The sequence below is a fragment of the Saccharopolyspora sp. NFXS83 genome (genome assembly GCF_026241095.1).
Lineage (GTDB): Bacteria > Actinomycetota > Actinomycetes > Mycobacteriales > Pseudonocardiaceae > Saccharopolyspora_C.
In genome coordinates this window covers 1-13261 of the sequence record NZ_JAPFGB010000032.1, presented here as the reverse complement: position 1 = coordinate 13261, position 13261 = coordinate 1, and the positions used below count along the sequence as shown (strand labels likewise).

The following is a 13261-nucleotide window of genomic DNA, read 5'->3' as shown; positions in this document are numbered from 1 at the left end:
CTGTTCTCGGAAGTCGTCAATGATGTGCTGCGCGGTGTTCGCGCTCCGGTGCAGTTCTTCCGGAGAGGCGAAAAGGTGCGCCGCGGAATCGTCCAACTCGGCCATGGAACGGAGGGTAGCGGGAATCTATCCGTTGATTCATCCGGACCTGATGCAGGGGCCTAGGTGGACCGCAACGTTTCGCGGATCTCGGCGGTCAGTGCCGGTGGAATGCTCACCGTCTCGGTGAGCGCCATCGGTTCTCCGGCGCGCGGGTTCAGCAGAATTCCCATCGGGTCCGAGGTCCGGGTCGCGGTGCGCACCAGGTCCGCTCCGAGCAGCCGGTGGGAGCCGGTGGCCCACGGTGCCGACGAAGCCCGCCGGTAGTCCTCCAGCAGGTGCGCTCGGGTGAACGCGCACACCCAGGTGCTGCGGCCCGCCGCCCTGATCGCGACCAGCCCGCCCGCGGGCGAGCACGGCACGTGGACGTCGTCCGCGAGGAAGCAGTCGATCACGCGGCGAACGGCCGAACGCGGATCGTGCAGCGCCCGCAGCGCATCGTGCACCCCTCCGCGTTCCGGCTCGGGCTGCGGTGCCGCAGCGTCCCCCGACAGGGGTTCGTGCTGCCGCATCGCCACCTCCTTGGGCGCCTTCGGCGAACGGTATTGCTGGTCAAGGCATCCTTGGAGGTGTTGGACGATCTCGGGCATCCGCCGCTCGATGCTGCGCTTGGAGAACCCCCTGCCGAACTCGGCGGCCAGCGCCTCGACGCGGTGGCCGTAGTTGAGCCCGTTGAGCCCCTTGCTGGGCGGGATGTTGTAGGACACCGCGGCGATGCGGGCCAGGTCGGAGTCGGCGAGCTGCGCCAGCCACTCCTCCAGCCACCGCGTCAGCTGCTCCCGCACGCCCGTCGCGTCCGTACCGGTGATCCGCAGGATGCCGCGCAGCTCGGGCCCCAAACGGGTGTGCAGGTCCGCGCGCCGCACCCCGAGCCCCTTGTGCAGCGACGCCAGCGCGTTTCCCGCATTCTTGCGGGTTCTGTCGTCGTTCCCCATTGTTCCCCTCAGTTTCGCGCGGAGACTAAGGGTCGGGAGTGATCTCGTCAACGAACCGCGCCGAAGGGCGGGAATGCGCGGGAGCGACCTGGCTTTTCGCCACATTCCCGCCAGGGTGGCGGGAATCCTGCGGGTGACGAACAGCTGGCGGGAAAAAAGCCGATCTGGCGGATTCCTGGCGAGTGGTTCGCCGGCCGTGGTAATGCCGCCCGGAACCGGAATAGGTTCGGTCGTGTCGTTTCGGTTCGACACCGCCGACGCGGTGCGTGAAGTGGGGAGGGAACGTGGACTCGATGATGGTGGTCGTGGTCGTCCTGCTGGGGGTGCCGTCGATCTGCTTCGCCTGGCTGCGCCTGTCCGAGCAGTGGGCGATCGTGCGGTGGGAGTGCCGCGCCGCCGCCTGGCTGCGCGCCCTGTCGCAGTCGGAGCCGCTGCCCGGTCGCGGTTGACGGCGCGGTTCACCGCACGATCGCGGGGGAGCTCACCCGGCGGGGTTGAGGTGGATGACTCCGAAGATGCTGCCTGCCGGGTCGTGGACCACGGCGAAGCGGCCGGGCTCGATGTCGACCGGGCCGACCACGGTGGCGCCGCCGAGGCGGGTGACGTCGGCGAGGGCGCGGTCGGTGTCCGGGACCGCGAAGTACACGAGCCAGTGCGCGGGCACCTCGGCTGGCCAGCTCTCGTCGATTCGGATCATCCCGCCGATCTCGTGGCCGCCCAGCCGCAGCAGCCGGTACTCGGTGTCGCCGGTGACCTGCGACGCCGCTTCCCAGCCGAACACCGCGCGGTAGAACTCGGTGGCGCGGTCGGGTTCGCGGGTGGCCAGCTCGTGCCAGCAGGGGGTGCCGGGCTCGTTGACGACGGTCGAACCGGGGTGCTGGTTCGGCTGCCACAGCGCGACGGCGGCGCCGGTGGGGTCCGAGCACAGCGCCATCCGGCCCGCGTCGAACACGTCCATCGGGTTCAGGTGCACTTGGCCGCCCGCGGTTCGGACGGCCTCGGCGGAGGCGTCGGCGTCGGTCGTGGCCACGTAGGTGGTCCAGAACGTCGGGCCCTGCTGGCGCTCGTCCTGCGGGCCGATGCCCGCGATCGGCTTGCCGCCCCGCTGGCAGATCAGGTAGCCGCCCGCGTCCGGGCCGGAGTCGTGCACCGTCCAGCCGAACAGCTCGGCGTAGAAATCCGAGGTCGAATCGGGGTCGGCGGTGCTGAGGTCGACCCAGCAGGGCGTGCCGGGCGGGTACGACGTGATCTCCATGAATGCCCCCGAAGTCCGTGGAGTACGGCCGCCGGACCCTTGACGGCGGGGTGCGGCCGAGGCCCATAGTGGGCCTTCGAAGGTTGCTGTGGTCAATCGAACGGCGCATCTCGATCAGGTCTAAAACCAGGGGAGTGGTGGCGAATAGTGACCAATTGGTTGACCCATTACCCGTTCGGGTGAGGTCATGGGACCACTTGACCGTCCCCACAGCGTTGCCGCTGCTACCCAGAGGAGATCAGCGTGTCCCTGGCACGAGTGCTGACCGGAGCGGCGGGCCTGGCCCTGGCCGCCGCCGCCTTCGCCGTTCCCGCCCAGGCCGCCGCCCCTGCGGCGCCCGCCCCCGTCGACATGCAGCCGATGATCATCGACGGCGAGGAGGCCACTGACGCTCCTTGGGCCGTTCGCCTGCTCAACAACGGCCAGGAGGCCTGCACCGCCACCGCCATCTCCGCGGACTGGGTGCTCACCGCGCAGCACTGCGTGGAAGGCGCGGGCGACGCGATCAGCTTCAAGGTCGGCAGCCTGAACCAGCACGAGGGCCAGGAGGTCAAGGCCAAGGCCGGCGGCGTGCACGTGCACGACAGCGTCGACCTCGCGCTGGTCAACGTGGCCACCCCGATGAACGTCGAGTTCTCGCCGCTCGGCTCGACCGGTGACGTCAACAACGGCGACACCGTCCAGGTCTACGGCTGGGGCGCGACCTGCACCGACCAGCCCGAGGCCCAGTGCCAGGCCGAGAACCTGAAGGTGGCCGATGTCAAGGTCACCGACATCGCCTGCACCGACTACCGCGGCGGCACCGCGGTCTGCGCCGACCGCGTCAACGGCATCACCGCCGGCGGTGACTCGGGCGGCCCGATGTTCTCCAACGGCACCCAGGTCGGCGTGGCCTCCACGAGCGACCGCGCGACCTCGACGGCGTACACGAACGTCACCGAGTACCGCGACTGGATCAAGGAAGTCGCCGGCGTCTGATTCGCCGAAGGCTCTCCAGCAGTACCCCGCGTCCGGGGCCGCCACGGCGGCCCCGGACGTGTGCGTTCCGGTGGCGGAAAGTGAGAGACCGTGCACCCCGGGTGGTCGCTCGCCGGATGAAGATCGCAATTTCCGGAGCGGACCGTGAAAAATGCGGCCGGGCAATCGAATCCGAGTCCGGACGTGCTGCTGCGGCGGGCGTTTTAGCTGGTCACGCCCGCAGTGCGCAAATTCGATCACTATGCGCCTTAGATCGTTATCATTGCGCTGATGCGACGCGCAACAATCCTGTCGTGCTCATCACGTGTAAAATCGAGTATCGCCTGGTAGTGACGCCAGGAAACGGCCGAGTGCCTGACGCGTTACCGATGTTCTGTTAAGTTGGCAAAGCATGACCGGCGACAAACCCAGCCATAACGGCGACGGACCGAATGGCGGACGGAATGCGGGGAGCGGTTCTTCCGCTTCCGGCGAGATCGGCATTCCGGTCGTCGCGGACGGCCCCGCGCTCTATCGGATCACCCGTGATTCGCGAGTGCTCGATGTGAACTCGTCCTACGCGTACCTGTTGTGGTGCCGGGACTTCGCGCACACCAGTGCGGTGGCGCGGGAGGACGGCGACGTGGTCGGTTTCGTCACCGGCTACCTGCGCCCGGACGCCCCGGACGTGCTGATGATCTGGCAGGTCGCCGTGGACGCCTCGCAGCGTGGCCGCGGTGTGGCGGGCAAGCTGCTCGGGCACCTGCTCGACCGGCTGGTGCCGGACGGTGTCCGCTACCTGGAGACGACCATCACCGCTGACAACACCGCCTCGATCAAGCTGTTCTCGGCGCTGGCCAGGGACCGCGGTACCGAGCTCGCCCGCAGCGAGCTGTTCGGCGCCGAACTGTTCCCGGACGCGCACCTGGGCGAGGACCTCTACCGGATCGGCCCGTTCGCGGCTCCCGGTGTCGTGGCAGGTGAGGCCGCTGCGGCGCCACGCCCGGCGGACTAGCGCGAGCACGTCCCGCGCGGCTCTCGGTGGGAGCCGGTGGCGGGGAACGTGCGGGGGCGGGGTCATCCGCCGACCGCGCCGCACAGACGAATCGAGTTCCGACCGGCAGGTCTCCCCGGCGGGGACCATGACCGATTTGCAGCCGGTGGCCGCTTCGGCCGCCGCGAACGGAGGATCGTGAACGATATCTTCGCAAGCCTCGAATCCGAGGTCCGCAGTTACAGCCGCACCTGGCCGACGACGTTCGACAAGGCGGGTGGCAGCTGGCTCTACGGCGAGGACGGCACGCCCTACCTGGACTTCTTCGCCGGCGCCGGCGCGCTGAACTACGGCCACAACAACCCGCTGCTCAAGCGCAAGCTGATCGAGTACATCGAGCGCGACGGCGTCACGCACGGGCTCGACCAGGCGACCGCGGCCAAGCGGGAGTTCCTGGAGACCATCGACGAGAAGCTGCTCAAACCGCGCGGGCTGGACTACAAGGTCCAGTTCCCCGGGCCGACGGGCACCAACTCCGTGGAGTCCGCGCTCAAGCTGGTCCGCAAGATCACCGGCCGTGAGTCGATCATCAGCTTCACCAACGCGTTCCACGGCATGACCCTCGGGTCGCTGTCGGTGACGGGCAACTCGATGAAGCGCGGCGGCGCGGGCATCCCGCTGGTGCACTCCACGCCGATGCCCTACGACAACTACTTCGACGGGCAGTACCCGGACTTCCTGTACTTCGAGCGGCTGCTCGAGGACAGCGGATCCGGTCTGAACGAGCCCGCAGCGGTGATCGTGGAGACCTTGCAGGGCGAGGGCGGCATCAACTCGTCCCGCCCGGAGTGGCTGCGCGGCCTGCGCGAGCTGTGCGACAAGCACGGCATGCTGCTCATCGTCGACGACGTGCAGATGGGCTGCGGGCGCACCGGCCCGTTCTTCAGCTTCGAAGAGGCCGGCATCACCCCGGACATCGTCTGCCTGTCCAAGTCCATCGGTGGCTACGGCATGCCGCTGGCCCTGACGTTGATCAAGTCCGAGCACGACGTGTGGGAGCCCGGCGAGCACAACGGCACGTTCCGCGGCAACAACCCCGCGTTCGTGACCGCGTCCGAGGCGCTGAAGCTGTACTGGAGCGACGACGCGCTGCAGAAGAGCACCATCGCCAAGGGCGAGCGCGTCGGCCAGGTCATCGGCGAGATCGCCGACAAGTACGAGGGCGCCCAGGCGAAGGGCCGCGGCCTCGCCCGCGGCCTCGGATTCGAGGACCCGGAGACGGCGGGCAAGATCTCCAAGGCGGCGTTCGACCGGAAGCTGATCTTGGAGACCTCCGGCCCGCAGAGCGAAGTGATCAAGATCATGCCGCCGCTGACCGTGTCGGATGAAGAGCTCGAACAGGGGCTTCAGATCATCGTCGATTCGGTGCAAGCTGTGCTTGCCTGATCCAACAACGCACGCGACGGCCGGTCCCGCACTTCCGGGCCGGCCGTCTCGTACGGCACCACCGGCACCACGAAGGAGGGCATTGTGTTCGTCCGCAGCCTCGAAGAGGTCGAGAACACCGACGACGACATCCAGACCGAGAACTGGCGCAGCAAGCGCATCGTGCTGGCACGGGAGAAGGTCGGCTTCTCGGTGCACGAGACCACCCTCTACGCCGGAACCGTGAACGACTTCTGGTACGCCAACCACATCGAGGCGGTCTTCGTCTACGAGGGCGAGGGCGAGCTCGAGAACAAGTCCACCGGTGAGATCCACCAGCTCAAGCCGGGCACGTTGTACATGCTCAACGACCACGACAAGCACCAGGTCCGCCCCAAGACCGACATCCGCACGGTCTGCGTGTTCAACCCGCCGGTGACCGGCCGCGAGGTGCACGACGAGAACGGCGTGTACCCGCTGATCGTGGAGGACTGACCAGGTATCGACCTGGCGTTCCCGCCGCACCGCCCACGAGCCGCTGCCCGCGGCCCGTGGGCGGTTTTTCATGCCCTCCTCGCGGAACCTCGCCGGAGCGCATGAGTAATGACCGCGGCGGTCGGGTAGCCCAGAACTGTCTGGTTGCCTGCCGCGGTGTGCGACACGTATCCCTGAAGAGGGGAACGGCCACCGACCGAGGAACCGAGAAATGGCGCCCGATTCCGACGTGGAATCGGGCGCTCCGGCGGTAATTCGCGAAGGAGGCGCAACTGATGACCGTCGCGGATGTGACGACTCAGGATCGTTATCCGACTCGGCGCGGCACCGAGTCCGCATTCATCGAGCGCACCGATCCCGTCGTGTGGTCCGGCGTGCGCGCCGGTCCGGCGACGCGGACCGACCTGGCCACGCACGAGGCCAAGGGATTCCACACCGTGCCGGGACTGCTGTCCCCGGCGGAGGTGCAGAAGTACTGGCAGGAACTCGATCGGCTCACCAAGGATCCCGAGGTCAGGGCCGACGAGCGCACCGTCGTGGAGAAGGACTCCGGTCAGGTCAGGTCCTTGTTCGAGGTGCACCGCACCAGCGAGCTGATCGCCGATCTGGTGCGCGATCCGCGAGTGCTGGATCGGGCGCGGCAGATCCTGGGATCCGAGGTCTACGTGCACCAGAGCCGGATCAACTACATGCCGGGATTCAAGGGCAGCGGGTTCTACTGGCATTCCGATTTCGAGACCTGGCACGCCGAAGACGGCCTTCCGGCGCCGCGTGCTGTGAGCTTGTCGGTGGCGCTCACCGACAATTATCCGTTCAACGGCGGATTGATGGTCATGCCGGGCGCGCACCGCACCTACGTCTCGTGCGTGGGCCGCACTCCGGGGGAGAACTACAAATCTTCGCTGAAGGAGCAGAAGGTGGGGGTGCCGGGCGAGGACGACATCACGCGGCTCGGCTACGAGCACGGAATCGAGCAGTTCACCGGGTACGCGGGTTCCGCCTTGTGGTTCGACTCGAACACGATGCACGGGTCCGGCAACAACATCACGCCGTTCCCGCGGTCGAACATCTTCATCGTGTTCAACAGCGTGCGCAACGCGCCGGTGGCGCCGTTCGCGGCGGACCGGCCGCGTCCGGGCTTCGTCGCCGCGCGGGACACCACCGCCGTCGTGCGCTGACGCGGCACGTCCCGGCCCGGCCCGCGACACGCGGCCGGGCCGGTTCGCGTCCGACCCCTCTCCGGGGTCATGCTCATCCTGAACACATTGCTTGAGCCCCCGAAAGGGTTGGAATACTGATCCCGATGAGTGATCGTGGACGGTGTTCCACGGCGGCACCGCTGATAGGGCGGTCCAGGAGAGCGGATGAGCACACTGCACCACCCGGTCGAGGCGATGCCCGCCGACATGCGCGACAGCGTCACCACGCCCAGCGCGGCGCGGGTCTACGACTGGTACCTCGGCGGGGCGCACAACTGGGAGATCGACCGCGCGTTCGGGCAGCGCGTGGTGGAGATCGTTCCCGGCATGAAGGCCTACTGCCGGGCGAACCGCCGCTTCCTCAACCGGGTCGTGCGCTACGCCCTGGACTCCGGAATCCGGCAGTTCCTGGACCTCGGGTCCGGCCTGCCGACCGTCGGCAACGTGCACGAGGTCGCCGAGCTGCACTGGAGCTCCGCGCCCGAGGCCCGCGACCCGGGGGACACGCGCGTCGTCTACGTGGACAACGACCCGGTGGTGCAGTCGCTGGGCGGGCTCATCCTCGACCGGGAGGGCGATCCGCGACGGCACCGCGCGCTGCGCGCCGATCCGATCGCCGACCCTGGGGGGATGTGGGCGCTGCTGGCCGACACCGGAGTGCTCCGGCTCGACGAACCCATCTGCATGCTGATGCTGTCGATGCTGCACTTCTCCAAGGACGCCGTCGGCCCGCACGGCGCGCTCGACACGCTGCGGGAGCGGCTGCCCAGCGGTTCGCTGCTGGCCGTGTCGCACTGGACGACCTCCGACGCGACCGAGCAGGAGCAGGAGGAGAACCGGCGGCTGGTGGAGGCCTACGAGCAGTCCACCCACCCGGGGCAGCTCCGCTCCCACGCGGAGATCCAGGCGTTCTTCGGGGACTTCGAGATGCTGGAGCCGGGCCTGGTCTACGCCCCGCAGTGGCGTCCGGACGGCCAGGAGGAGTTCACCGGCGATCCGGAGCGCTCCAGGATGCTGGCCGGTCTCGCGTCGAAGCCTTGATCGCCCCTCGGATCGCGGTGCCCGCTGATCAAGTGGGCTGGTGATCCGGGGACGGAAGTGCCGGGTCGAGGCCGAGGTAGCGGCGTTCGTTGAACTTCTCGCCCGAGCAGGAGGCTCCGATGTCGTGGCCGATGCGTTCGATCACGTCGGCCAGCTCCAGCCGGGACAGCCACTGGCGGGGGAGCGCGGCGGTGCCGTGCCGGGCGCCGAGGATGGCGCCTGTGATCGCGGCCGTGCTGTCGCTGTGCCCGGAGTGGTTCGCCGCCAGGCGCAGCGCCGCCGGGAACTGCTCCGGCCGGGGCAGCGCCAGCGCGCAGTACACGCCGATGGCCAGCGCCTCCGGGCCGATCCAGCCCTGCCCGAGCCGTTCCACGTGCGAGACGGAGGCGCCCAGCCGGGACAGCGTGGAGGCCTCCGCGAGCAGGCCCGCGGTCTCCCCGTCGTCGCGCAGCACGCGCCCGGTCGCCTGGTCCACCGCGTCCGGCAACCGCCTGCCCTGCACGGCGATCAGGTGCACGATCAGCGACAGCGTGCCCGCCGACGCCCAGCCACCGGCGCCGCCGTGGGTGAGCGCGGCGAGCCGGCAGCCGAGCCCGTAGGCGATGGTCGCGCTGGGGGCGAAACCGACCGGCGTGCTGCGGTCCACGCCGCCGCAGCCCTTGGAGCTGTTGCGCGGGCGGTCCGGGCTGCCGAGCTCCGGCTCGCCCAGCGCGCGCAGGCTGGTGAGCCCGGGCGCGCGGCTCGCGTACAGCTCGCCTTCGGCGAGCAGTCCGGTCGCACCCGGCGGCGGCTTGGACTCCTGCTGGGTGATCAGCCAGCGGCGGTAGGCGGCGGTGACCGTTTCGACGGGTCGCCACTGGCCGCCGTTGTTGCCCTGGGTCCACGCGCTGAGATAGCCCTCGCCGGTGAACAGCGTCATCTGGGTGGCGTCGCCCAGCAGCGCCTGCGGGGGCGGCTCGGTGATGCCCTGCTCGCCGTGCTCGGCGCGGATCCCGTCCAGCTGCTGGAACTCGACCGGTGCTCCGAGCGCATCGCCGAGAGCCCCGCCGAGCAGGCAGCCCACGGCCCGATCGACCACTGTGGACGGTGTGGGCACGCGGTGATCTCCTTCTGGGCACTGCTCCGGCGGCGGTCGATCAGTGCCCGACTCTACTGGGCGGTATGGCGGGCGCGGCGGCGATCCGGCAACCGCGGACATCGTCGCCGCGTGCGGCCCGGCACCCTGGCATCCGGCGCCGGATCGGTGAATGATCAACTTTCCGAACGCCGTGGCACGCCCCGGTCGGGTGAGCGGCACGTCTGCCGGATGCTCGGCGGCCGTGCCATCACGTTCGGCCGATCGGGTGACGCCTCGGATGGTACCGGTGGGCGCCGGTCGAAGATCGCTACCGTGTGTCCGCTTCGCCGGGAGTGGACTCCACGAGTCCGAGTGACCGAAACTGACGAGGATCGAACACGCAGCGAACGGCAGGTGTCGAGGGGCATGCAGGGGCAGGGCGCAACGCCCGATCGAAGGGGCGCCGACCGCGAGGGCGCCGGTCCGGCCACCGCCGGATTCACCTTCCGAGTGCTCGGCCCGCTCGAAGTCCGCTACGACGGGTCGCCGCTGCCGCTCGGCTCCGCCTCCGTGCGCGGCGCGTTCGCCTGCCTGCTGATGGAACCGAACCAGCTCGTCTCCATCGACCGGCTCATCGACACCCTCTGGGGAGACGAACCGCCCGCGACCGCCCGCACCATCGTGCACGGCTACATCTCCCGCATCCGGCGGCTGCTGCACGGCCACGGCGACGCCGACGCGCCCGGACGCCCCGAGATCCTCACCCGCTCACCCGGCTACCTGCTGCGCATCGACCCCGAGCGCGTCGACGCGCACCGCGCCCGCACGTTGATCAACGAGGCGCACGGCAAGGACCCCGCAGCCAGGGCGGCGCTGCTCACCGAAGCGCTCCAGCTGTGGCGCGGACCCGTGCTCTCCGGCATCGTCGCCGAACGGCTGCACCAGATGGTCGGGCCCAACCTCGACGAACTGCGGCTGCTCGCCCTGGAGGAGCGCATCGCCGCCGAGCTGGAACTGGGCAAGCACCACCGGCTGGTCGTCGAACTGGCCACCCTGGTCGACCAGCACCCGCTGCGGGAACGGCTCACCTACCTGCTGATGCTCGCCGGATACCGGGCGGGCAACCGCGCGGAGGCCCAAGCCCGCTACCACGCGCTGCGGGAACGGCTCTCCCACGAACTCGGCATCGACCCCGGCCCCGAAGTGCGCACCCTCTACGAACGGCTGCTGCGCGACGACGAAGCCCTGCTCAGCGGCACCCAGCGGCAGGCCGATCGGGAAGTCGCCCCCGTCGGCCCGGTCCCCGCCGAACTGCCGCCCGCCGTCGCCGGATTCGTCGGCCGCGAACGCGAAATGGCGCTGCTGGACCGAATGGTCGAACGCGACCGCGGCGACACCACGCTGCTCGCCGTGCTCACCGGCACCGCGGGCGTCGGCAAGAGCGCCGTCGCGATCACCTGGGCGCAGCGGGTCGCCGCCTCCTTCCCCGACGGCCAGCTCTACGCCTCGCTGCGCGGCTTCGACTCCGAACGCGCGCCGCTGTCGCCGGGGGAAGCGCTCACCAGCATGCTCAAGACGCTCGGCGTGGCCGCCGACGCGATCCCCGTGGACCTCGACGACCGGGCGGCGCTGTTCCGCTCGCTGCTCGCCGACCGGCGGGTGCTGGTGCTGCTCGACAACGCCCGCGACTCCGAGCAGGTCCGGCCGCTGCTGCCCGGCGGTTCCCGCTCGCTGGTGCTGGTGACCAGCAGGCGCAGGCTCGACGGGCTCGTGGTGCGCAGCGGCGCCCGCGTGCTGCCGCTGGAGACGCTGCCTACCGAATCCGCCGTCGCGCTGCTCGACCGGGCGGGCGGCATCGACGGATCCGCCGAAGAACCCGAGGCCGCGCGGGAACTCGCCGAGCTCTGCGGCGGGCTGCCGCTGGCGCTGCGCATCGCCGCCGCCCGGCTCGCCGCGAACCCCGCCCGCGGCATCGCGGGCCTCGTGCGCGAGCTCACCGACGAGAGCAACCGGCTGCACGCGCTGGACATCGACGACGCCGACACCAGCGTGCGCCGCGCCTTCGACATCTCCTACCGCAACCTGCACCCCGTGCACGCCGCCACGTTCCGGCAGCTCGGCCTGGTCCCGGGGCACACGTTCACCGCGCACGCCGTGGCCGCCGTCTGCGAAACGGACCCGCCCGGCGCGTACCGCAGGTTGCGGGCGCTCGCACTGGCCCACCTCGTGACCGAATCCGAGGCGGACCGGTTCGGCATGCACGACCTGCTGCGGCTCTACGCGCGGGAACTGCTCACCGCTCCCACCGGTGACGGCAGGCAGGACGGCGCCGGCTTCGCCGAACGCGACGAGAAGGCGTTCACCCGGCTGCTGCACTACTACCTCGTGGTCGCCGACCACGCGCGCCGCTTCCTGCGGCCCGCCCGCGACGACCTCGACCTCTCCGGCGACTCCACCATCGAGCAGCCCGAGATCCGCAACCGCACCGAAGCGCTGGCGTGGTTCGACTCGGAGTGGCCCAACCTCGTGGCCGCCGTGCGCGCCGCCCACTCCCACGGGCTGCACGAGTACGCGTGGCGGCTGGTGCGCTGCCAGTTCAACTACCTGGTGGTGCGCTGCCCGTGGGAGGACTGGATCCAGATCTACACGGTGGGCCTCGAATCGGCGCGGCTCGCCGCCGACCCCGTCGGCCAAGTGCTGATGCCCGCGGGGCTCGGCGTGGCCTACGCCCGCACCGGCAAGCACGACGAAGCGCTGGCGCACTACGCCGACTCCTACCGCTGCGCCGTCGCCACCGGAAACCCCGGATGGCTGGCGTTGGCGCAGGTCAACATGGGTGCCGTGCTGTTCCGGATGCGCCGCTACGCGGAAGCGCAGGTGCACTGCCGGGACGCGCTGCGTGCCTACCGCACGCTCGGCGACCGCTACCGCGAGGCGGGCGCGCTGAACAACCTCGCCCAGGTCGAGCAGGCCAACGGGCGGCTCGACGAAGCGCTGGAGCACCTGCTGGAGGCCGAGGTGATGTACCGCGAAGCGGACGACCTCGAAACCCTCGCGATGGTGCTGAACAACTGCGGAGAGGTCAGCATCGAACTGGGCAGGCTCGACGACGGTGAGGGCTACCATCACGAGGCGTTGAACGTGGCGCAGCGCTGCGGGTCGGCGATGCACCAGGCGTCGGCGTACCTGGGGCTCGGCGACGTGGCGCAGTCCCGCGGCGACCGCTCCGTGGCCCGCACCCGGTGGGAGACGGCGCTGTCGATCTACGAGACCGGGGGTTCGCCGCGCGCCGCGCAGGCCAAGTCCCGGCTGCAGTCCATTGACGACATCGGCGCCTGACTCCCCGGCAGCTCAAACGATGTCCACTATGGACGTTTAGCCGACGTTTAGCCGATGTCTAGCCCGAGCTGACACAGTGCTTTTCGTGCGGGTCAGCGTCATGAACGGCCCGCACCGGGTGGCACTGGGGGAAATCCGAGGGGGGATTGCCACCCGGCCGTCCCGACCGAGCCCGTGCGAACGGGCGACGGTCGGGGCGGACGCTCCGGGCACGGGGCGCTCGGAGCGATCCGGGAGGACGTGGGGGTGGGTGCGGACCTTTGGACCGGGGGACTCCAGGGGTCCGCACTTCGTCTTTGGGGGCTTCACGGCTCGTCTTGCTTTGGTGGTCGTTTGGCGGAACCTCAGCGGCTTCCTCGCGAGGACAGCTTTTTCCCTCGTGGCGGAGCTACTCGGGAAAAAGATCCCGCAGCGAGGAAGCCGCTGAGAACCCGCGGGTGGTCGGCTTTTCGACGTGGGCTATGC

General features: G+C 69.8%; 11 protein-coding genes. 8 read left to right on the top strand and 3 right to left on the bottom strand.

All coding sequences use genetic code 11. The features are described 5' to 3' along the window. Positions 1–161: 161 nt before the first annotated feature. Positions 162–1034 carry an SseB family protein gene (locus OOZ19_RS25865; protein WP_266092762.1) on the bottom strand — a complete coding sequence of 291 codons (873 nt, stop codon included), beginning with the start codon at positions 1032–1034 and terminating at the stop codon, positions 162–164. 284 nt (positions 1035–1318) lie between these two features. On the opposite strand from OOZ19_RS25865, the gene OOZ19_RS25860 reads away from it, so the two are divergent. Beyond that, entirely contained in the window at positions 1319–1483 is a 165-nt protein-coding gene (locus OOZ19_RS25860; protein WP_266092761.1) for a hypothetical protein, read from the top strand. 32 nt (positions 1484–1515) lie between these two features. Here OOZ19_RS25860 and OOZ19_RS25855 read toward each other — a convergent pair whose 3' ends face one another. Next, on the bottom strand, positions 1516–2289 hold the full coding sequence (locus tag OOZ19_RS25855) for a VOC family protein (protein ID WP_266092760.1): 774 nt from the start codon (positions 2287–2289) through the stop codon (positions 1516–1518). A gap of 243 nt (positions 2290–2532) precedes the next feature. Here OOZ19_RS25855 and OOZ19_RS25850 point away from each other — a divergent pair, with 243 nt between their 5' ends. The 6 genes from OOZ19_RS25850 to OOZ19_RS25825 all read left to right on the top strand — a co-directional run bounded on the left by OOZ19_RS25850 (position 2533) and on the right by OOZ19_RS25825 (position 8400). Next, positions 2533–3267, top strand: coding sequence for a S1 family peptidase (locus OOZ19_RS25850; RefSeq protein ID WP_266092759.1), 735 nt, complete (start codon positions 2533–2535; stop codon positions 3265–3267). A 391-nt stretch (positions 3268–3658) separates the two neighbouring features. Next, positions 3659–4261, top strand: a complete 603-nt coding sequence (gene ectA / locus OOZ19_RS25845) for a diaminobutyrate acetyltransferase (RefSeq protein ID WP_416309508.1) — start codon at positions 3659–3661, stop codon at positions 4259–4261. A gap of 177 nt (positions 4262–4438) precedes the next feature. After that, the gene (gene ectB / locus OOZ19_RS25840; RefSeq protein WP_266092758.1) at positions 4439–5686 is read left to right on the top strand and encodes a diaminobutyrate--2-oxoglutarate transaminase; all 1248 of its coding nucleotides are present in this window, start codon (positions 4439–4441) and stop codon (positions 5684–5686) included. A gap of 84 nt (positions 5687–5770) precedes the next feature. Next, the gene (locus tag OOZ19_RS25835; RefSeq protein WP_266092757.1) at positions 5771–6160 is read left to right on the top strand and encodes an ectoine synthase; all 390 of its coding nucleotides are present in this window, start codon (positions 5771–5773) and stop codon (positions 6158–6160) included. Positions 6161–6435: 275 nt separating this feature from the next. Beyond that, the gene (thpD, locus tag OOZ19_RS25830) at positions 6436–7338 is read left to right on the top strand and encodes an ectoine hydroxylase (protein ID WP_266092756.1); all 903 of its coding nucleotides are present in this window, start codon (positions 6436–6438) and stop codon (positions 7336–7338) included. Between the two features lie 186 nt (positions 7339–7524). Continuing rightward, positions 7525–8400: an SAM-dependent methyltransferase gene (locus OOZ19_RS25825; protein WP_266092755.1), complete on the top strand. Its 876-nt coding sequence runs from the start codon at positions 7525–7527 to the stop codon at positions 8398–8400. Positions 8401–8428: 28 nt separating this feature from the next. On the opposite strand, the gene OOZ19_RS25820 is transcribed toward OOZ19_RS25825, so the two are convergent. Continuing rightward, positions 8429–9496, bottom strand: coding sequence for an ADP-ribosylglycohydrolase family protein (locus OOZ19_RS25820; protein WP_266092754.1), 1068 nt, complete (start codon positions 9494–9496; stop codon positions 8429–8431). A gap of 387 nt (positions 9497–9883) precedes the next feature. Here OOZ19_RS25820 and OOZ19_RS25815 point away from each other — a divergent pair, with 387 nt between their 5' ends. Further along, positions 9884–12796, top strand: a complete 2913-nt coding sequence (locus OOZ19_RS25815; protein ID WP_266092753.1) for an AfsR/SARP family transcriptional regulator — start codon at positions 9884–9886, stop codon at positions 12794–12796. Positions 12797–13261 lie beyond the last annotated feature (465 nt).